At 47.1% G+C, this 18,757-nt stretch carries 19 protein-coding genes and 1 tRNA gene; 8 read left to right on the top strand and 12 right to left on the bottom strand.

Translation table 11 applies throughout. From position 1 onward, the window contains the following. Positions 1-61: 61 nt before the first annotated feature. A complete protein-coding gene (locus D9Y29_RS23480; RefSeq protein ID WP_127132677.1) occupies positions 62-1,210 on the bottom strand; it encodes a hypothetical protein in 1,149 nt (382 codons plus the stop codon). A 157-nt stretch (positions 1,211-1,367) separates the two neighbouring features. Between D9Y29_RS23480 and D9Y29_RS23475 the strand changes: the two genes are divergently transcribed. Continuing rightward, positions 1,368-1,907 carry a hypothetical protein gene (locus tag D9Y29_RS23475; protein WP_127132676.1) on the top strand — a complete coding sequence of 180 codons (540 nt, stop codon included), beginning with the start codon at positions 1,368-1,370 and terminating at the stop codon, positions 1,905-1,907. Here D9Y29_RS23475 and D9Y29_RS23470 read toward each other — a convergent pair. From D9Y29_RS23470 to D9Y29_RS23445, 6 genes are all read right to left on the bottom strand, one after another. Continuing rightward, positions 1,904-3,067, bottom strand: coding sequence for a methionine aminotransferase (locus tag D9Y29_RS23470; RefSeq protein ID WP_127132675.1), 1,164 nt, complete (start codon positions 3,065-3,067; stop codon positions 1,904-1,906). The two genes, D9Y29_RS23475 and D9Y29_RS23470, sit on opposite strands and share 4 nt — an antisense overlap. A 157-nt stretch (positions 3,068-3,224) precedes the next feature. Further along, complete coding sequence (locus tag D9Y29_RS23465) at positions 3,225-3,578, bottom strand: MmcQ/YjbR family DNA-binding protein (protein WP_127132674.1); 354 nt, start codon at positions 3,576-3,578, stop codon at positions 3,225-3,227. Positions 3,579-3,587: 9 nt separating this feature from the next. Continuing rightward, positions 3,588-3,974, bottom strand: coding sequence for a RidA family protein (locus D9Y29_RS23460; protein WP_206513859.1), 387 nt, complete (start codon positions 3,972-3,974; stop codon positions 3,588-3,590). A gap of 2 nt (positions 3,975-3,976) precedes the next feature. Next, the gene (locus tag D9Y29_RS23455; protein ID WP_127132672.1) at positions 3,977-4,693 is read right to left on the bottom strand and encodes a 3'-5' exonuclease; all 717 of its coding nucleotides are present in this window, start codon (positions 4,691-4,693) and stop codon (positions 3,977-3,979) included. 1 nt (position 4,694) lies between these two features. Next, positions 4,695-5,777: a mannose-1-phosphate guanylyltransferase gene (locus D9Y29_RS23450; RefSeq protein ID WP_127132671.1), complete on the bottom strand. Its 1,083-nt coding sequence runs from the start codon at positions 5,775-5,777 to the stop codon at positions 4,695-4,697. An 18-nt stretch (positions 5,778-5,795) separates the two neighbouring features. Then, the gene (locus D9Y29_RS23445) at positions 5,796-6,770 is read right to left on the bottom strand and encodes a KpsF/GutQ family sugar-phosphate isomerase (RefSeq protein ID WP_206513858.1); all 975 of its coding nucleotides are present in this window, start codon (positions 6,768-6,770) and stop codon (positions 5,796-5,798) included. Between the two features lie 371 nt (positions 6,771-7,141). Between D9Y29_RS23445 and recQ the strand changes: the two genes are divergently transcribed. Both recQ and D9Y29_RS23435 read left to right on the top strand, forming a co-directional pair. After that, positions 7,142-9,439: a DNA helicase RecQ gene (recQ, locus tag D9Y29_RS23440; protein ID WP_127132670.1), complete on the top strand. Its 2,298-nt coding sequence runs from the start codon at positions 7,142-7,144 to the stop codon at positions 9,437-9,439. Positions 9,440-9,602: 163 nt separating this feature from the next. Further along, a tRNA-Phe gene (locus D9Y29_RS23435) sits at positions 9,603-9,675 on the top strand. 69 nt (positions 9,676-9,744) lie between these two features. Here the strand turns inward: D9Y29_RS23435 and D9Y29_RS23430 are convergent. Beyond that, positions 9,745-11,031 (bottom strand): hypothetical protein, encoded by a 1,287-nt coding sequence (locus tag D9Y29_RS23430; RefSeq protein ID WP_127132669.1) that lies wholly within the window; start codon positions 11,029-11,031, stop codon positions 9,745-9,747. A gap of 264 nt (positions 11,032-11,295) precedes the next feature. Between D9Y29_RS23430 and D9Y29_RS23425 the strand changes: the two genes are divergently transcribed. Genes D9Y29_RS23425 through D9Y29_RS23410 form a run of 4 tightly spaced genes read left to right on the top strand, consistent with a single transcriptional unit; the run spans position 11,296 to position 14,499 of the window. Further along, positions 11,296-11,790, top strand: coding sequence for a GNAT family N-acetyltransferase (locus D9Y29_RS23425; RefSeq protein WP_127132668.1), 495 nt, complete (start codon positions 11,296-11,298; stop codon positions 11,788-11,790). Continuing rightward, positions 11,775-12,302: an SAM-dependent methyltransferase gene (locus D9Y29_RS23420; RefSeq protein ID WP_127132667.1), complete on the top strand. Its 528-nt coding sequence runs from the start codon at positions 11,775-11,777 to the stop codon at positions 12,300-12,302. The genes D9Y29_RS23425 and D9Y29_RS23420 overlap by 16 nt, the downstream gene beginning before the upstream one ends. 44 nt (positions 12,303-12,346) lie before the next feature. Then, on the top strand, positions 12,347-13,564 hold the full coding sequence (locus D9Y29_RS23415) for an NAD(P)/FAD-dependent oxidoreductase (RefSeq protein ID WP_127132666.1): 1,218 nt from the start codon (positions 12,347-12,349) through the stop codon (positions 13,562-13,564). Positions 13,565-13,599: 35 nt separating this feature from the next. Next, a complete protein-coding gene (locus D9Y29_RS23410) occupies positions 13,600-14,499 on the top strand; it encodes a CHC2 zinc finger domain-containing protein (protein WP_127132665.1) in 900 nt (299 codons plus the stop codon). Between the two features lies 1 nt (position 14,500). Here the strand turns inward: D9Y29_RS23410 and D9Y29_RS23405 are convergent, their stop codons facing one another. The 4 genes from D9Y29_RS23405 to D9Y29_RS23390 form a co-directional block, all read right to left on the bottom strand. Further along, positions 14,501-15,037: an NUDIX hydrolase gene (locus tag D9Y29_RS23405; protein WP_127132664.1), complete on the bottom strand. Its 537-nt coding sequence runs from the start codon at positions 15,035-15,037 to the stop codon at positions 14,501-14,503. Positions 15,038-15,053: 16 nt separating this feature from the next. Continuing rightward, the gene (locus tag D9Y29_RS23400) at positions 15,054-15,740 is read right to left on the bottom strand and encodes a hypothetical protein (protein WP_127132663.1); all 687 of its coding nucleotides are present in this window, start codon (positions 15,738-15,740) and stop codon (positions 15,054-15,056) included. An 86-nt stretch (positions 15,741-15,826) separates the two neighbouring features. Beyond that, positions 15,827-16,096, bottom strand: coding sequence for a hypothetical protein (locus D9Y29_RS23395; RefSeq protein WP_127132662.1), 270 nt, complete (start codon positions 16,094-16,096; stop codon positions 15,827-15,829). A gap of 155 nt (positions 16,097-16,251) precedes the next feature. After that, entirely contained in the window at positions 16,252-16,782 is a 531-nt protein-coding gene (locus D9Y29_RS23390) for a GNAT family N-acetyltransferase (protein WP_127132661.1), read from the bottom strand. A gap of 122 nt (positions 16,783-16,904) precedes the next feature. Between D9Y29_RS23390 and D9Y29_RS23385 the strand changes: the two genes are divergently transcribed. Further along, positions 16,905-18,575: a M28 family metallopeptidase gene (locus D9Y29_RS23385; protein WP_127132660.1), complete on the top strand. Its 1,671-nt coding sequence runs from the start codon at positions 16,905-16,907 to the stop codon at positions 18,573-18,575. Positions 18,576-18,757: the final 182 nt, after the last annotated feature.

The following is an 18,757-nucleotide window of genomic DNA, read 5'->3' as shown; positions in this document are numbered from 1 at the left end:
GGAGGCGAACAAATACAAGTCACTCGCCGGGAGGCAAGCGACTGCCAGCTCTCTGACCTTTTTAGTCAGCCCCGGATAATGCTCTTTCCAGTTTTCGCCTCAGTTCAGGGAACATCTTCCTGGCCAATGCATCCATCACTTCTGTTTTGGATGGGCCACGATCGAAGCTGCGGACCTTGATCAGCTTCAGTTCTTCATCGCTGAGCGCTCTTTTATCGCCGGTATAGCTGATGGAAGTTTCCGTCCAGCTTACGTTATCGGTGGCGCTTCCCATATCGATTATCTTACCATTGTAAGTGCTCCTGAGCGTATAGCCGATTGTACCGCGCGCACTCACTGAACGGGTAGTAGTGGAGATGATGGCTTTTACAAAAATATATACAGGCTTACCCGTTGAATCTTTTCCTGCCAAAATATTTTTAGACACTTCTCTCTTCTCGGAAGAAGGGATACTTGTTGTGGTGTTGATATAATCCCATTTAGCACTGAGCTCCCATTCGGGCCTTATATAATCATTGCTCACTTCAATGTCTGTGAAGAAACGCGCGGGGTAATGAGTGGCTGACCTGCCGCCAAGTTCCCTCACCAGTTGCTCCTGGAAGTATTCGGCCCTGTAACGAAGGCCGGGGTCCCAGTCGCGGAAGAATGTTGGATAATTCTCCTGCACCGGCAACACCACTACATTCACGATACTATTCTCCCAGGCTTCCTGGCTGAGCCGATTCGCATCTTTATAACCGTTCACGTAGCTGCTGGCCCTGCGGAAAAGATCGTAAGCCAGCAGGCTGCTTTGCCTGTCGTCTTTTTCAAAATTGTCCATGGCCTGCTGCCAGTAAAATTCTGCGGCATCTTCGCGGGTAGCCTCCAGTTCGCCCAGGTAGTTTTTCGGTTGTACGAACCTGGTAGCATTGGGGATGGCCTGCGTAGCAGTGTAAATAGTCTGAAGGGCATTCAGTTCTTTCAGTAATTTATCCCAGCGTGAGGGATCGGCGCTGTTGCGATACACAGAAGCCGCTTCTTCGTGGCGGTTCACTGCCTGGTTGAAGAAGTAAGTGAGATCATGCTGCGCTTTGGCATTGTCTGGCCTTTTGATCAGTTCATTGATAGCGGCAAACAGGGGTTTGTCTTCCGATACCGGCGCACGAAACTTCGTACTGCCGCAGCCGGCCAGCACAGTAGTAAAGAAGATGAGGGTAAAGATCCGGTTCATATCAGGGTTATATTATTGTATTGTGACTGGAAATATGTTCCGGGGCTTGTTATTGGATTCTTAAATCCGGCAGCCCAACCAGGCTTTAACACCTTCCAGATAAATTCATGCCCAAATGACCCGGCAAATTAATAGATTCCGTAACTAAACAGATATTATGAAACGAATCCTTTTTGCTGTAGTCCTGATTTTGGGCGGTATTCTGCATGCCGATGCAAAAAACGACGCGGTAAGAGACAGTATTGCTCCCGACCCAAAAGATGTAGGCTCCATGAACGGGATCCTCACCGCTCTCTACGATGTGATTTCCGGACCGGCAGGCCAAAAGAGGAACTGGGACAGGATTCGGACGCTCTTCATTCCGGAAGCCCGGCTGATACCCACCGGTAAAAGGGCAGACGGCAGTTCCGGCCGTAAAGTGATGAGCCTGGAAGATTATATCAATGCCAGCGGGCCTGTGCTGGAAAAAATGGGCTTCTTTGAAACCGAGATCCATCGAACAGTTGAAGAGTTCGGAGCGGTGGTGCATGTGTTCAGCACTTATGAGTCCCGTAAAACAAAGGATGATGAAAAACCTTTCATGCGCGGCATCAACAGCATTCAATTATGGAATGATGGAACACGCTGGTGGGTGGTAACCATCTTCTGGCAGAACGAGACCCCGCAATTGCCGATCCCTGCAAAATACCTGGATTAGATCTTGCTCAGTCTTTCCGCTGCCTGCGCCAGCGTGGACTCTTTCTTCGCGAAGCAGAAGCGGACCACTTTATCGTCTTTGCCTGACCGGTAGAAAGCCGAAACCGGAATAGTAGCGATCCCGAATTCTTTGGTGATACGGATAGCGAAATCCTTATCGCCTTCATCGCTGATTCGGTTGTACTGGTAGCACTGGAAATAACTTCCGTAACTGGGCAGTGGCGTGAATCTCGTTTTCGACATCAGTTCCTGGAAATAATCACGCTTCTGCTGCATTTCCGGGGCCAGCGACAAATAAGACTCCCTGCTTTGCAGAAAAGCGGCTAATGCTACCTGTGAGGGTGTATGAACGGAGAAGCAATTGAACTGGTGAACTTTCCTGAATTCTTTGGTTAGAGCAGCAGGCGCTACACAATAGCCCATTTTCCAACCGGTGCAGTGATACACTTTCCCGAAAGAAAAACAGACAAAGCTGCGCGCCAGCAGGTCCGGGTAACGGAGCATGCTCTGGTGCGGGATATTATCGAAAATGAGATGCTCGTACACTTCATCCGAAAGGATGAGGATATTGGTGTCCTGCACTATTTCGCGGAGCGCTTCGATATCATCTTCCCTCAAAACAGATCCTGTGGGGTTATGCGGTGTATTCAGCATGATCATGCGTGTACGCGGTGTGATCTTCTTTTTAACTTCCTCCCAGTTGATGCGGTAATCGGGGAATTGAAGATCTATCAACACAGGAATCGCGCCGTTGATGGTCACGTTCGGAATATAGCTATCGTAGGCCGGTTCAAAAATGATCACTTCATCGCCGGGTTGTAGTACGGTAGTGAGTGCGGTGTAAATAGCATATGTGCCTCCGGGTGTGATGGTGATCTCTGTATCAGGATTGACGCTGGTATTATATAGAAAAGATATTTTTTCTGCGATGGCTTCGCGGAGCGGCATCCAGCCGGGAGCAGGTGCGTATTGGTTGAAGCCGTCTTTCATGGCGGTGTTCACCAGACTTGTAAGCGTTTCGCTCATGGGGAAGTCGGGGAATCCCTGTCCGAGATTCACGGCATTGTGCTGAGTGGCCAGGCCGCTCATCACAGTGAATATAGTAGTACCAACATCAGGTAATTTGGAATCGATGGCGAGAGGGTTGTTCACAGTGATCATTTGGACAAATTTAATAATCGGAGAGCACTCGCTCGCCTCCCGGCGAGTGAGTTTTGTTTGGCGGCCTCCGGCGACCCTTCGCCAGAGGCGAAGAAATATAAGTCACTCGCCGGAGGCGAGCGACTGGCAGCACCCTGCTCTCACTTGTAACGCTAAGTTACTTCCGCAATTCCGCTTTCACTTTGGCAGGCAGGCTATCCACCACCAGTTCATAACTATGATCGATCCACTCTTTCAGAAGTTTTCCTGAAACCGATCCATCTACTGTTACAGTATTCCAGTGTTTCTTATTCATATGGTATCCCGGCTGTACTGCATCATATCTTTCTCTGAGCTCGATGGCCAGGTCCGGATCGCATTTCACGTTAAAGCTAAGCGGGTCACTGTCGAGACCCGTCAGCAGGAATACTTTCCCCGCTATTTTGAACACGAGCGTATCAGGCCCGAAGGGCAGTGTTTCTTCCACTGCCGGTTTGGACAGGCAGTAGGCTCTGAGGGATTCAATATTCATACAGCGAATTTATGGAATGATGGCGCTCACTTCGATCTCCACCATAAATTCCGGGTCGATGAGTGCGCTTATTTCGATCATGCTCAGGCAGGGCTTGATGTCTTTGAAAAACTCAGCATGGCCGCGACCATATTCTTCCCAGCGTTTGATATCTGTTACAAACATGCGGCATCTAACTACATCTTTGAGGGTAGCGCCAGCCTGGATGAGCACTTTTTCGATTTTCTGGTAGGCGAATTTCGTTTGTTCGTAGGGGTTATTAACGCCTACGGTATTGCCATTATCGTCCACGGCAACGGTTCCGGTAACTTCAATGAAATTACCTACGCGCACGGCGCGGCTGTAGCCTACAATGTCTTCCCATTTGGCTCCCGAAGAATAATTGGTTCTTTGCATAATCAGTCTTTGATTTCTATATTGTCGGGCAGGATCATGGCCTCATTGTGGAGGCGGAGATAAACCTGGGTGGCGGTGACCACATCTTTCTGACAATACGTAGCGATACGTTGGATATCTTTCTGACGCCAGTAAACATCGCCCACCATTTTGCCATCGATATCATCCTTTGGAGTGGGGATACCGAGTGTATGTGCTAACAAATTGAGTGAAGTATAGTTCTTGAAATCCCCGAATTTCCAGAGTTCCATTGTATCCAGGTGCGATACTTCCCAGGGTTTTTTCCCTGCGGTATTGAGGATAGGGGGGATGATCATGCCATTGATGATCATTCTGCGACAGAGATAGGGGAAGTCGAATTCTTTTCCGTTGTGGGCGCAGAGATATTTGTTACTGTCCATCGCCCAGCGTTTGAGCATTTCGCAGAATCGGAGCAGGAGGAGTTTTTCATCGTCCCCGAAAAATGATTTCAGGATCAGTTTCTTTCCCTCGCTATTGCCCTGGATGAGGCCGACGCTGATACAAACGATCTTTCCGAACTCAGCATAAATGGCCGATTTGCCGTAAATAGATTCCACTGTTTCATCTTCTTTCCCCCGCAGCAGGAAGGCGCTTTTGGAAGCCCACAGTTCCTTCCATGTTTCCGGTACTTCATCATAAGTGGCGTACTGCGAAACAGTTTCGATATCGAGGAAAAGAATATTGTTGAGAGGGATCATATTACAGGTATTTATCGCCCTTGTTTCTTTTTACTTCGGCAACGTATTCTTTAATCTCCTGCTCCTTTTCTTTTTTGCAGATGAGCAGTACGTCATCGGTGTCTACAACAATGAAGTCTTCCATGCCCTGCAGCAAAACCAGTTTGTCTTTCTGCGCATGCACCATATTGTTATGAGAATCGAAGACCATCACTTCGTTACCGGCAACGGCATTGCCGAGATAATCTTTTTCAAGATTCTCGTAAGCGCTGTTCCAGGTGCCGAGATCGCTCCAGCCAAAGGAAGCCGGGATCAGGTATACATTATCCGCTTTTTCCATGATGCCGAAGTCTATACTGATATTGGTGCAGAGCGGATAGATCTCCAGCAATGCAACATGTTCATCGGGTGTGTTGAAGCGGGTCTTTTCAGCCAGGAACACTTCATACATTTCGGGAAGGTGTTTCTCGAAAGCTGAGATTATATTCTTTACCTGCCAAACGAAGATGCCGGCATTCCAGAGAAACTCGCCGCTGGCCATAAAGGCTTTTGCCAGTTCCAGGTTGGGCTTTTCGGTAAAGGTTTTCACCTTGTACACATTGTCTGATACTTCGTGTTGTTCGTACTGGATATAGCCATACCCTGTATTGGGATAGGTTGGCTTGATACCGAGAGTGATCAGCGCATTGTGTTTGTTCACAAAGCTGAGGGCTTCCAGGCAAACTTTGTTGAAAGCGATATTATCGAGGATCAGATGGTCGGCAGGCGCCACTATCATGGTGGCATTGGGGTCCAGCTGATGTAATTTGAAAGAGATATAGGCAACACAGGGAGCTGTATTCTTTCGTGAAGGTTCGCCGAGTATATTCTGCAGTGGGAGGTCTGGCAACTGATACTTTACAATGTTCACATATTCTGCGGAGGTGACCACATAAATATTTTCCTGCGGAATGAAAGCAGCAAATCTCTCGAAGGTAGACTGGATAAGTGTTTTGCCGGTACCGAGAATATCGAGGAACTGTTTCGGGTAGTTACTGCGGCTCATAGGCCAGAAGCGGCTTCCAATTCCACCCGCCATGATCACTACGTAATGGTGTTTGTTCATTGTGAAAAGTTGTACTCGCTAAATCAGGCCCTCTCTCACGAGGTCATGTAAATGAATAATTCCCAGGTATTGGTTTTCGGAGGATACTACCAGCTGGGTAATATCGTATTGCCGGAGCAGGTCCAGCGCTTCGATGGCCAGTGCATCCGGGGCGATCGTTTTCGGATGAACGGTCATGATCTCACTTGCAGTTACGTTATCCAATGATACGCTTTTTTCCAGCATTCTGCGAAGGTCTCCATCAGTGATGATACCCAGCAGTTGTTGCTGATCATTGGTAACTGCCGTTACGCCGAGCCGCTTACGGCTGATCTCCACAATCACTTGCTTGAGTGTGGCATTGGCCAGCACTTCCGGCTTTTCATTCTGTGTATACAGATCGGCCACCCGCAGGTAAAGTTTCTTACCAAGTGTTCCACCGGGATGGAACCTGGCAAAATCATCGGAGCCGAATCCTTTCAGTTCCATCAATACCACAGCCATCGCATCTCCCATCACCAACTGTGCAGTGGTGCTGGAGGTTGGGGCAAGGTTATTGGGACAGGCTTCCTGCGAAACGGTAGTATTGAGAACGATGCTGGAGTTTTTGGCGAGAAAGGAATGCATATTCCCGACCATGCCAATGATGGTATTCCCGAAGTTTCGGATCAAAGGTATCAGCACTTTGATCTCGGGGCTTTCGCCGCTTTTGCTGATCACCATCACAACATCCTGCTGTTGTACCATTCCCAGATCGCCGTGAATGGCGTCTGCAGCGTGTAAAAAGATGGCTGGAGTGCCTGTGGAGTTCAGGGTGGCCACAATCTTTTGAGCGATGATGGCGGATTTCCCTATCCCGCTGATTACCAACCTTCCTTTTGTATGCTGGATGGCCTGAACAGCTTTTTCAAACTGATCGTCGATCATCGGCTTCAATGCGTTGATTGCATCGGCCTCCTGCTGAATGGTTTTCAGCGCAACTGATTTAATATCAATAGAAGACACAGCGTTCATAGTTCAATTAGGCGCAAACCTACGGAAATATAGTGTGAATTTAAGTAAATGCAATACCGGATGAATTGTTGCAACAATACTGTTAAATCATTTGAATAACCATTAATTTGAAGTAAATTCGCAACCCTTAATTAAAACCAGTCCATCTAACCGGGACTTTACCTGAACCAAACTAACAACCACCTTTAACGGGGTTAGCCACATGAGACCAGGTTCTATTGCGCGGCGAGAGCGTGAGAAAGGTCCTTTTCCTATTCAACACCTGAGATTGGTGAATAAATCTATTGATCAAAGTTCGACCACAACAATAATATATAACTGATAGTAGCAGGTATTGTTGAAACAATTTGTGTGAAGGAAATATTACGAGCATGGCAACAACGACCAAAAAAACGTCCACAGCCAAAACGGCTAAAGGAACAAAAACCGCAACCGGACCATCCACTAACGGCTCTGCAAAAAATGTAGCTCCCACCAGCGCAGCTCTCCATGAAGCATTACAGGAACATTTCGGGTTCGATGCATTCAAAGGCAACCAGGAAGCCATCATTAAAAGTTTACTCAGCGGAAAAGATACATTCGTAATTAAACCCACCGGAGGTGGTAAGAGTTTGTGTTACCAGCTTCCGGCCATCATCAGCCCGGGTGTGGCCATCATTGTAAGCCCCCTCATCGCCCTGATGAAAAACCAGGTAGACCTGGTCCGCAGCTATAGCAGTAAAGACGATGTAGCCCACTTCCTCAACTCCACCTTAAGTAAGAAAGAGATCCGCACCGTTCAGGACGACCTCCAGAGCGGCCGCACCAAAATGTTATACGTAGCGCCCGAAACGCTTACCAAACAGGAGAACCTCGAATTCTTCGCCGACCTCAAACTTTCTTTCTTCGCAGTGGACGAAGCACACTGTATCTCCGAGTGGGGTCACGACTTCCGCCCGGAATACCGCCGCCTCCGCGAAATGATGACGCAGATCAATCCGGACATTCCCGTTATCGCTCTCACGGCCACGGCTACCCCGAAAGTGAAAAGCGATATCATCCAGAACCTCGGGCTCCAGGAACCCAATGTGTTCATCTCCTCCTTCAACAGGCCCAATCTCTACTACGAGATCCAGCCAAAGATCAAAAAAGACCAGACCCTCAAAAACATCGTGCGCTTCATTGTGCAGATGAAAGACAAGAGCGGTATCATCTATACACTCAATCGCAAGACCACCGAAGAGCTGGCAGACATGCTGGTGGCCAACGGGATCAAAGCGGTTGCTTACCATGCAGGCCTCGATGCCAAGCTTCGCGCAGAACGCCAGGATATGTTCCTGAATGAAGATGTGCAGGTGATCGTTGCCACTATCGCATTCGGAATGGGTATCGATAAACCTGATATCCGCTTCGTGATCCACTACAATATCCCCAAGAGCATCGAGAACTACTACCAGGAAACAGGCCGTGCAGGCCGCGATGGCCTCGAAGGAAAATGTATCCTCTACTATTCCCATAAAGACGTTGCCAAACTCGAACACCTGATGCGCGACAAGCCCCTCAGTGAACGCGAAGTTGGCGCCCAACTCATCAACGAAACGGTAGCTTACGCCGAGAGTGGCGTTTGTCGCCGTAAAGTTCTCATGAGCTATTTCGGTGAAGACTATACTACAAAGAACTGTGGGGAGTGCGACAACTGCCTGCACCCGAAAGAACAGGTAGAAGCGAAAGACAATGCGGTGAAAGTATTGAAAGTGATCAAAGCCCTCGATGAACGTTTCGCAACAGACTATACCGTGAATATTCTGATCGGAAGGCTTACGCCCAATATCACGATGTTCCGTCATGAAGGCATTGCCGAGTTCGGAATCGGAAAGGATGAACCCGATCATTACTGGGGTTCGCTTATCAGGCAGATGTTACTCGGTGGATTGCTCAGCAAAGAGATAGAAGACTACGGAGTACTGAAGATCACCAAAGCGGGAGAGGCATTCCTGAAGAAACCAAAATCTTTCCCCATTGTTCTCAATAACCTTTACGAAGAAGCAAACGCAGACGATGAAGAAGGTGGCGCCGAAACAGCAGTTGGTACTGCAGTTGATGAGAAGTTGTTCGAGATGCTGAAAGAGCTTCGTCAAAAAGAAGCGAAGAAGAAACAACTTCCTCCTTTCGTGATCTTCCTCGAAACTTCATTGCAGGATATGGCAACATTGTACCCTACCAACACACAGGAACTGGAAAAATGTTCCGGTGTGAGCAAAGGAAAAGCCATGCGTTATGGTAAGCCCTTCATTGAAATGGTGGCGAAGTACGTGGAGGAAAACAATATCGAACGCCCGGATGATTTCGTGATGAAGAGCGTGGTGAACAAGAGCGGCAATAAAGTTTATATCATTCAACAGACAGATAAGAGGATCCCGCTGGAAACCATCGCCAGGAACAAAGGTTGGAGAATGGACGAGATGCTGGAAGAAATGGAGACCATCGCAGCGAGCGGAACCAAACTGAACCTGGATTACGCCATCAATGAGATGCTGGATGAACACGAGCAGGAAGATATCCTGGAATACTTCAAAGGGTGTGAAACTTCTTCTTTGCAGGTGGCGCAGCAGGAGTTGTCTGATGGCAATTTCAACTGGGAACAGCTGAAGATCATGCGCATCAAATTCCTTGCGCAATATGGGATGTAGGCCCCAACGGCCCTCATCGCGGTGTTGCGGGAAAAAGGAAAGAAATAATTCAATTATTTTCAGGTTATTAAAATGAATCCCCCTATTTTTGCAGCCCCGAACGGGTAATTCAAAGGAGCAGAAAGAATAGGGGGATGATTGTTAACTTTGGATTTGAAATAATGGTGCGGTAGCTCAGTCGGTAGAGCAAAGGACTGAAAATCCTTGTGTCGGCGGTTCGATCCCGCCCCACACCACAGAAAAAGCGATTACGAAAACGTAGTCGCTTTTTTGTTTTATCCAACAGGGTTTTTAACCCTGCGTTTCTATTTTAGCTTCATCGTTCCCGCCAGTTTCCTAAACTCCGCCAAATTTTTATCCAGTTCATTCCTTGCCAGGCCAAGCAAATGAAATGTCTTTTTCCCATCGGTTATCAGCAAATAATATAATACCACATTAGTAGTATTGATCTGCCCGTGCAGCTCAGCCTGGTAAGCATCAAAACCGTTGATCTTTTGTGAACTCACGTTTTTCTTTAGAGGATTGATGATAGCATATTGGCTGACCATCAAATTATCTGTCAGGGTAGAAATTTCTGCTAAAGTACCCGTCACGTTTTCCGGCACCCTGGAAATCAGGACAAACGGGTATTGATCAAGCGTCGGGTATTGAACACCGGTATAGAAATACGCATATACCTCTTTGTTAGTATTGTATCCGTGATAGGAAAGTCTTGATTCCTTTGTATCCAGAACAAACCCGGCTGCTGCTTCCGGGTTCATCTCCCGTGCTTTTGCATACCAGATGTTTTTGAGCATCTCTACTATTTCCATTTCCGCTTTCTTATCGGTCCCGGCAGTAACGGTGATAATCCTGGTGCAGAAAGAATAATCTCCAAAAACCAACATATGTGTGATCGTATTCGGAGAAGCCTGCATCGATAAATGAAAACCGGAATACCCTTGCACAATAAGGGTGCGGGTGGAAAGCACTTTTGCTCCTTTGGACTCATAGAACCCTTTGATCCTCGTCCAATCGAAATCGAAATAATTATCTCCAACTGAATCAGAAATATCGATTGCATTTAGTTTGTCCTTTCTCAGCATCCCTTGTTTACTGGAAGGCGCAAAACCTGAGGGAATAGCCAGGAACACTCTTGTTCCCGGAATGTTTATATGCCTGGAGGTTCTGGCAGTTCCAATTTTTTCAGGAAAATCAACAGTCTGCCTTGCAACTGCAAACAGGGGAAAGAACCAGAGAGTGAGTAAGATCAATTTGAAGCTCTTTTTCATAAATGGATGGGGTTTGCATTGATTTGGAAAAGGCATTTGTTTCAACACAGCTTCAACGGACGTGTCTGAAAAATATTGGTTGATATACCTGGCGAATTTCCCTTTGTAAACGTCAAGCTCCGCTACATTACCTTGCAGTTTCTTATTATTTGTCTCAAAACTGATCAGTTCCAGCATGGATAATCGCACATAATCGAAGTAATTCTTATCCAGGGTTCGTTCCCGATGCAGGAATTCGAGGGAATTACTGACAAACACTTTGTTCTTCTTCAATATACCTCCAAACAACAGGTTGATGCCTTTTGCTATAGATTTAATCATAGATGAATTTCAAAACCGTGAGTTAGCCAGAAAATGGCACGCAAATTATTGAAAAATACAACCATTACAATCCTGCAAAACAAAAGCCAGTAGTGATGTCCAGAGCCCGTTCGTTGTAATCGCCGATATCATGCCTGAAGGTAAAATGAGCCAACCTGGCTACTAAAATTATGCATCCCTCTCGAATTCCACTTATAAAATTCCGGCTCCCAATGTGAACTTTTTCCCGGATTTTCCATTAGCATTAATTCAACCTGCCATAAAATGAAAACCAGCTCCTGGGATATTACAATTCTTCCTTATGCACCAGCATACAGGAAAGGCTGTGTGGATGCGTTTGCCAGCAACACTCCCAAATATTTCACCACAGACGAGGTCAGGCAATTTGATGAATGGCTCGATTACCTCGAAGGCTCCAAAGAACTCTACCCCGATGAAGAAAACCGCTATTACGTGGCCCTTCTGCAAAATGAAGTGATTGCCTGCGGAGGCTTTGGCTATAATCCTGCAACCAACCAGGCCACATTAGCCTGGGGACTTGTACACAGCAGTTATCACAGGAAAGGAATCGGAAGCGCTTTACTTTATCATCGACTGAACAGGATCGCAACGCTATACCCCACGGCAGTACTGTGGTTGGATACTACCCAGCATTCTTATCCGTTCTTCGAACGGCACGGTTTTGTTATTGAAAAGATTACAAAGGATTCCTATGCCCCGGGCATGGATCGATATGATATGAAATGGCAAAAGAAATAATCAATCCAGCTGTCAATCGTTTCGAATGGGCGGCCGCACTCATCGCACCCGAAGCTGATGATCAGATCCTGGAAATTGGATGTGGTGCAGGTTTGCTGGCAGAGCTGATCACAGCATCACTCGTCAAAGGCAAACTGACGGCTATCGACAGCTCGGTTTCGATGGTTCGCAAAGCAGAAAAAAGAAACCAGGCAGCCATCAGCAACGGCAAACTTTCCCTGCAGACCAAATCCTTTGCAGACGCCAGTTTCCGCCAGCCTTTCAATAAGATCCTTGCCTTCAATGTGAATTTCTTCTGGAAGAATACATCAGACGAGCTAGCCCTCATCCGAAAACTGCTGACCCCCGATGGCAAACTATTCGTGTTCTATCAAACACCCTCCGGTATCGATCTTCAATTGATGAAGAAGATCGAAAACATGCTTACCAGCAATGGTTTCAAAATCTACCGTAGCCATGTGGAAATCAAAGAGCCCATACGTTCCTTCGCCCTGATCGCTTTTGTTGGATAGTAACCCTGGTACCCTTTTTTAGTGAGATTTGTAAAACCATACCTATGGTCACTTCGGAAAAGGACCTCCATTTCGGAAATCCGCTCTGGGCGGATCATCCTTCCAAACAATTGCCTATTGATGTGGCCAGGAAAGATATCCGTACGGACGTGGCTATCATCGGCGCAGGCATCAGTGGAGCCATGATGGCTGAAGAACTTGCCAGCGCAGGCTTCAAAGTTGTTGTTCTCGATAAACGATTTCCCGGGCATGGATCCACCATGGCCACTACCGCACTTTTGCAGTTCGAAATTGATCAGCCATTAACCCGCCTTATCCCTCAAATAGGTTTCGATAATGCAGCACGTGCCTGGCGCAGATCTAAATTATGCCTGGAAGGATTGGCCGTGCGAATCAAAATGTTGGGCATTCGTTGCGGCCTCAGGCTTCAGCAGAGCCTTTATCTTAACGGCAATGTGCTGAATGCTGCTGCACTTTCCAAAGAACTTGAGTTTCGCAACCAGATCGGTCTTCAAACAGAACTCATCAAAAGAAAAATGCTCCTTGATGAATACGGACTGCATGCTGCCGCCGCACTCAGATCATATCACAATTATACGGCGCATCCTTATCACCTAAGCAATGGATTTCTATTGGAAGCGCTGAAAAAAGGTGCACATATCTATTCTCCGGTAACTGTTCGTGATCTCACAACCAGTCCGCGTCGCGTGTACCTGGAAACCAGTTATGGATTTACCGTCACTGCACGATACGCCATCTTCACCACAGGCTATGAAGTGCCGGAACAACTGATGGACCAGCGTTTCAGCATTTATTCAACCTGGGCAATTGCCACTATGAAGCAAGCACCTTCACTGGTAAAGGGTCTTCCTGTTATCTGGCAGGCCTCGGATCCATATCTCTACCTCCGCACAACCCCGGATAATCGTATCATCTGCGGCGGAGAAGATGAAGAATTCAGTGATGAAGAACAACGCAACGCTCTCAATAAGGAAAAGATTCCCGTGCTTCAAAAAAAATTATCCAAACTCCTTCCCGGAATTGATATTCGCGCGGATTATGCCTGGAGCGGCGCTTTTGGCGTAACGCCCACAGGACTTCCCCTGATCGGGGTAATGCCGGGGTTATACAATTGCTTTGCAGTGATGGCCTTTGGAGGCAATGGCATTACCTGGAGCCGGCTGGGTGCAGAGATAATCCGCAATTTCATTTCAGGGAAGAAAGAGCCTGATGAAGACCTGTTCCGGTTTCAGAAAAAATAGAATAATGGAATATTGATTCCGTAACTTGGCCTGGCATGAACTTCGAGCAGGCAATAACGATAGCCATTACCGATGTGCTGGATAAACTCGGTCATCTTCCTACCAAAAAAACCACAAAGGACCATTGGTATCTTTCCCCGTTCCGGTCAGAAAAAACAGCCAGTTTCACGGTGAACCTTAAGCGCAATGTCTGGTACGATTTCGGCTCCGGACAGGGTGGAGGCATCATCAGGTTCACCAAAGCATGGCTTGAAAGCCAGGGCCAGCCTCATTCCTATTCTGATGCACTAAAATGGCTGGGCGGTCTATCCGGTATCCTGCCTACGGTTAACCCTTATTTCCAGGCGGCAGAGCAGGAAGAAACAAATCGCATTGAACTGGTAGCCACCTCAAAGCTCCGCTCGAAAATGCTGATCGATTATCTCGAAGAAAGGGGTATCCCCCTTGAGCTGGCTCAGTTATACCTTCGGGAAATAAAATTGCTGGACCATGAAACGGGAAATTCTATCCGCTCCATTGGGTTTAAGAACAACGCAGGCGGATACGAAAACCGCACCCGTTCCTTCAAAGGTTGTATAGGTCACAAAGCTATCACCACACTAAGAGGTAAAACACCGGAAGCAGAAGGAGTACACCTCTTCGAAGGCTTTATGGATTTCTTATCCTTGCTGGTGATCGAAGACAAACCCAGGCTTAACGACAATGTGATTGTACTGAACTCGGCCAGCATGCTCAAACAAGCACTGCCAATGCTGTTGAAGCTACAATATAAATTTGTGTATACCTGGTTCGATAATGATGGCACAGGTCATAAAGCCACAGAAGGCCTGAGAAAATTCTGTATAGAACATCCCCACTTACAGCATACAGCCATGAATAGTTCTTACGCAGATTATGAAGATGTGAACGACTGGCTGGTGCACCTGATCTCATAGTTCATTTCAGGGTTTTCTTCACCAGCCTCAGGATAGAAGGGGTATCATTATATTCTTCCACTTTTTCCAGGGGTATCCATCTCACGGCATTCGCTTCCGGATTGGAGGGAAGCTCATCAGCAGTTTTGTCCGCTTGAAAGAGAAACCGGATATCGTAATGTATATGTTCGGGAACTCCATTTCTTTCGGGGATCACATGATGGTCTACATCAAAAACGGCCGCAGAGAGCGGGTGTACATCTATTCCTGTTTCTTCAAAAGCTTCTTTGGCGGCAACTGCCATCACGTTGGGATCTCCATCGCAATGTCCGCCGGGCTGAAACCATTTGTCCAGTTTTTTATGATGCAGCATTAAAGTATGCGTGCCCTCTTTATTCAGGATCCATGCAGAACCGGTAACATGACCAATCAGCAGGCCACGTTCAAAACAGTCAGGGTGTTGACGGATGAAGTTGATCGTATCCTGCAGCATTTCATTTTCCAGTTGGTCATCTGTTCGATACGCCATCAATAGCTCCAGGAGATTATTTCGGATCATGTATTGAATTTGAAAATTATTCTATCAGTTTCTGCTCAGGAGTAAGGTCCTCCTGTTTCAATTTTTCACGCCTGATGAAAACCTGGTTGATCACAGCCCGCACTTCATACAGGTTGGCTGTTTCTGGCTTTCTGCGTACTGCTGCATACTCGAATATGGTAAGGTATTCAGATAATTCCCGGAGATCAGGGTAGCTGAGCTCATTATTGAATATGGCTGCAATACGATTCAATATTATCAGGGAAACCAGTGTCATTAAAGCGAGGATCCAATTGAAGAAAAACATCATCAGGGATGCAACAATTAAAAACGCAAATAATGTACGCAGCCATCCTTTCATTTCCAGCAACTGGGTCTTAATGCCCATATCTTGCCTGAGTTGTTTCATTTTTCTCCATCTTATCTTTCGTGGAAATAATTCTTCCAGGGAAGAAGAAGGAGTTATGCTGTTCTTATCGACCTTAAGTGAATCGGCAATGCATTGCCTCAATTTGTAGAAAGCTTGCTGACTGGTACATTCCGGTGAATGCCTGTTGGCGAATTTATTTTCTATCAGGTTATAGAAATCTCCCAGTGTTTCCAGTTGAGAAAGTTCCTCCTGTGTGAACTGGTGCCCGAAAGACCGTATGCCGGCCATCACACATTCCTCTACCGCTTCATCATCCAGATAAGCAAGTTTTCCTTCAAATTCAGGTAGTTTCATGGAAAAGGTTTATTTCTTCAAAAATAAACAAAAAGGGTGCATGGAAATCCATGCACCCTTCCGGGAAACACTGTCTTCACAAATTCTTACGCCGCCATTTTATTGTAGAGTTCCTGCCCGATCGCTGCTTCCACCAGTGGAGGCATTGCCATTACAGCATTTCCGCTGTCTATGGCCGCCAGGCGGTTCTTTTTGGAGTCCCATCCGAAAATATAAACGGGGCTACCGTTGATGCTTACACGATACCTTGCTTCGGTATTGTGCGTCTCGTACATCGTTGCTTTCACGGTTACAGGCTGGCCTTCAAACACGATATCAAATGTTTGTGTACTTGTTTTTACTTTCCTGTTTTTCATATAAACCTCCTTTTATAGATCAATGAATACAGGTAAGTATTTTCAATAGTCGTGCCGGGACATGCCAGTTTTATTGCCTGACAGTCCATTTTAATTTCATCTTAATGATCGGGTTAAAATGATGCTAAAACGAATTTAATGCTCAACAACAGCTATTAATAATAACGCTCGTACACGCTTGCGCGGATATTTCCTGCGATGGCTTTTGCTTCCATCTCATCTGTGATAGCAGGGTTGCTCATCAGCAACATTGGGAGAGCGGCTTCTCCTTTTCTATAAGGCGGTTGATGGTAATCGATATCAACAATTATAAACCCGAGTCTTTCATAAAAGCCGATCCTTCGCTGGCTAATTTTGTCGTGCGCACGCTCCACTTCAAGGATCACTCTTCCATGGCCCGCTGCCAACACAGATTGCATCACTTTCTGCCCATATTTTTTTCCTCTTTGTGAAGGATCGATAGCCAGGTGCTCCACGTAATACCAACTGTTGAGTTTCCATCCGGTCACGAATCCTATTGATGCTCCTTCGTCCAATATTACACTCAGTTGCATAGCTGGCTCCTGCAGTAATTGCAGGAACTGATGCCAGTCTCTTCTTTCTTCCACAGGAAAAGTTGACTCGTACAAACTGCGGATGAAAGGAAGCCGGGGATGCTCCGGTCTTGTGATCACATGCAGTTCCATAGCTGATGATTTGATTTACAAAAGTATCAATTACCGGCCTCATGTTGACCAGAGCTTCTTCAAAGGGCCGCCGGTATTGAATTTTACTGTACCTTTTAGCCCGAAAACAAAAACTACAAGCTATGCGTTCCTATTTTGTACCGCTTTCGCTGGCTGCCGCCACTTTCCTGGCTGTTGGCTGCGGCGAAAACAAGCCTGTGCTGAAAGATGAAGACGGTTTGGCCGCATTCAGTGCAGACAGCCTCGGCAAAAACATCGAAGTGCTGGCCTCCGACAGTTTCCTCGGCCGCATGCCTTTCACAAAAGGCGAAGAACTGACCATCGATTTCCTTCAGAAAAAATTTGCTGCCGTTGGCCTCGAGCCCGGCAATGGCGACAGCTACCTGCAGGATGTACCATTGGTGAACATCAAAACCACTACTGCACCAGACATGCAGGTGAATACACCCAAAGGAAATTTTAAGCTCAAAGGCCTCGAAGACTATGTGATCTGGACCAACAAAACAGAAAGCGTTTCGCTCAACAACTCCGATCTCGTTTTCGCAGGGTACGGAGTGGTGGCGCCGGAATACAACTGGAACGATTATGAAGGGATCGATGTAAAAGGAAAAGTTGTATTGGTGCTGGTAAATGATCCAGGATATAACAGTGGGGATTCTACGCTGTTCAAGGGTAAGACGATGACCTATTATGGTCGCTGGACCTATAAATTCGAAGAAGCTGCTCGTCAGGGTGCGCGTGGATGCCTGATCATCCACAACACGGAAGCGGCCAGCTATCCATTTGCTGTTGTACAGAACAACTGGAACGGATCCCGTCTTCGCCTCGATCCCCGCGGCAAGGACGAGCAGCATGCAGATGTGATCGGCTGGATCTCCGGACCTGCCGCCAACAAACTCCTCACTGCTACCGGTTATGATTCCACGCTGCTGGCTAAAGCTGATCAGCGCGGCTTCAAAGCTGTTCCGCTCAACGAACAACTCACTACCAGCATTTCTGTTCAGGCTGACTACAACAAATCGCATAACGTGATCGGTAAGATCACCGGCGCCAAACGTCCGAACGAATACATCATCTATACTGCACACTGGGACCACCTGGGTGTAGGTAAAGCCGATGAGAAAGGGGACTCCATTTATAACGGAGCGATGGACAATGCAAGCGCCACTGCTGGTCTCATCGAAATCGCGCGTGCATTCAAAAGCCTGCCAACGCCCCCCGAGCGCACCATCATTCTGCTGGCCGTTACTGCTGAAGAGCAGGGACTGTTGGGGTCTGAGTACTATGCACAGAATCCCGTCTATCCCGTTGCACAAACAGTTGCCAATATCAATATGGATGTGCTGAATCCATTTGGCAAAACTGCTGATATCATTGTGGTAGGCCGCGGTCAAAGTGATCTGGAAGACTATCTCCAGGAAGCCTCAACAAAAGCGGGCCGTCATATTTCTTATGAAACCCATCCTGAAGCCGGTTACTACTATCGCTCAGACCATTTCAATTTTGCGAAAGTGGGCATCCCTGCATTGTATACTGAACGTGGAATAGATGTAGTTGGAAAAGGAAAAGAATACGGTGAACAACTGGATAAAGAATACAATGAACAACGCTACCATCGTCCGGCAGATAATTATGATGCCGCTACCTGGACTATGGAAGGAGCCATCGATGACCTGCAACTGCTGTTCCAGGTTGGAAAACGACTGGCTTTCGAGACCAGGATGCCGGAATGGAAGAAAGGCTCCGAATTCAAAGCCATTCGTGATAAATCATTGGCTCAGCCTGCACAATAAGCTGGAATACATTTTATAAGGGGCTGACTAAAATGCTACCATCTTAGAATTTCGGGGAGCCCAGTCGCTCGCCTCCCGGCGAGCGAGTTTTGTTTAGTCGCCTCTGGCGACGCGGTGTTCGCCGGAGGCGAACAAATACAAGTCACTCGCCGGGAGGCGAGCGACTGCCAGCTCTCTGCCGT

This window comes from Pseudoflavitalea rhizosphaerae, assembly GCF_003991355.1.
Taxonomy (GTDB): domain Bacteria; phylum Bacteroidota; class Bacteroidia; order Chitinophagales; family Chitinophagaceae; genus Pseudobacter; species Pseudobacter rhizosphaerae.
Note: the sequence above shows the minus strand (reverse complement) of the source record. Positions and strands in the feature narration are given on the sequence as shown.

Bases quoted from the DNA above. Each gene is read 5' to 3' on its own strand.
- D9Y29_RS23480 (WP_127132677.1), bottom strand. From the start codon at position 1,210: ATGAACCGGATCTTTACCCTCATCTTCTTTACTACTGTGCTGGCCGGC.
- D9Y29_RS23475 (WP_127132676.1), top strand. From the start codon at position 1,368: ATGAAACGAATCCTTTTTGCTGTAGTCCTGATTTTGGGCGGTATTCTG.
- D9Y29_RS23470 (WP_127132675.1), bottom strand. From the start codon at position 3,067: ATGATCACTGTGAACAACCCTCTCGCCATCGATTCCAAATTACCTGAT.
- D9Y29_RS23465 (WP_127132674.1), bottom strand. From the start codon at position 3,578: ATGAATATTGAATCCCTCAGAGCCTACTGCCTGTCCAAACCGGCAGTG.
- D9Y29_RS23460 (WP_206513859.1), bottom strand. From the start codon at position 3,974: ATGCAAAGAACCAATTATTCTTCGGGAGCCAAATGGGAAGACATTGTA.
- D9Y29_RS23455 (WP_127132672.1), bottom strand. From the start codon at position 4,693: ATGATCCCTCTCAACAATATTCTTTTCCTCGATATCGAAACTGTTTCG.
- D9Y29_RS23450 (WP_127132671.1), bottom strand. From the start codon at position 5,777: ATGAACAAACACCATTACGTAGTGATCATGGCGGGTGGAATTGGAAGC.
- D9Y29_RS23445 (WP_206513858.1), bottom strand. From the start codon at position 6,770: ATGAACGCTGTGTCTTCTATTGATATTAAATCAGTTGCGCTGAAAACC.
- recQ (WP_127132670.1), top strand. From the start codon at position 7,142: ATGGCAACAACGACCAAAAAAACGTCCACAGCCAAAACGGCTAAAGGA.
- D9Y29_RS23430 (WP_127132669.1), bottom strand. From the start codon at position 11,031: ATGATTAAATCTATAGCAAAAGGCATCAACCTGTTGTTTGGAGGTATA.
- D9Y29_RS23425 (WP_127132668.1), top strand. From the start codon at position 11,296: ATGAAAACCAGCTCCTGGGATATTACAATTCTTCCTTATGCACCAGCA.
- D9Y29_RS23420 (WP_127132667.1), top strand. From the start codon at position 11,775: ATGGCAAAAGAAATAATCAATCCAGCTGTCAATCGTTTCGAATGGGCG.
- D9Y29_RS23415 (WP_127132666.1), top strand. From the start codon at position 12,347: ATGGTCACTTCGGAAAAGGACCTCCATTTCGGAAATCCGCTCTGGGCG.
- D9Y29_RS23410 (WP_127132665.1), top strand. From the start codon at position 13,600: ATGAACTTCGAGCAGGCAATAACGATAGCCATTACCGATGTGCTGGAT.
- D9Y29_RS23405 (WP_127132664.1), bottom strand. From the start codon at position 15,037: ATGATCCGAAATAATCTCCTGGAGCTATTGATGGCGTATCGAACAGAT.
- D9Y29_RS23400 (WP_127132663.1), bottom strand. From the start codon at position 15,740: ATGAAACTACCTGAATTTGAAGGAAAACTTGCTTATCTGGATGATGAA.
- D9Y29_RS23395 (WP_127132662.1), bottom strand. From the start codon at position 16,096: ATGAAAAACAGGAAAGTAAAAACAAGTACACAAACATTTGATATCGTG.
- D9Y29_RS23390 (WP_127132661.1), bottom strand. From the start codon at position 16,782: ATGGAACTGCATGTGATCACAAGACCGGAGCATCCCCGGCTTCCTTTC.
- D9Y29_RS23385 (WP_127132660.1), top strand. From the start codon at position 16,905: ATGCGTTCCTATTTTGTACCGCTTTCGCTGGCTGCCGCCACTTTCCTG.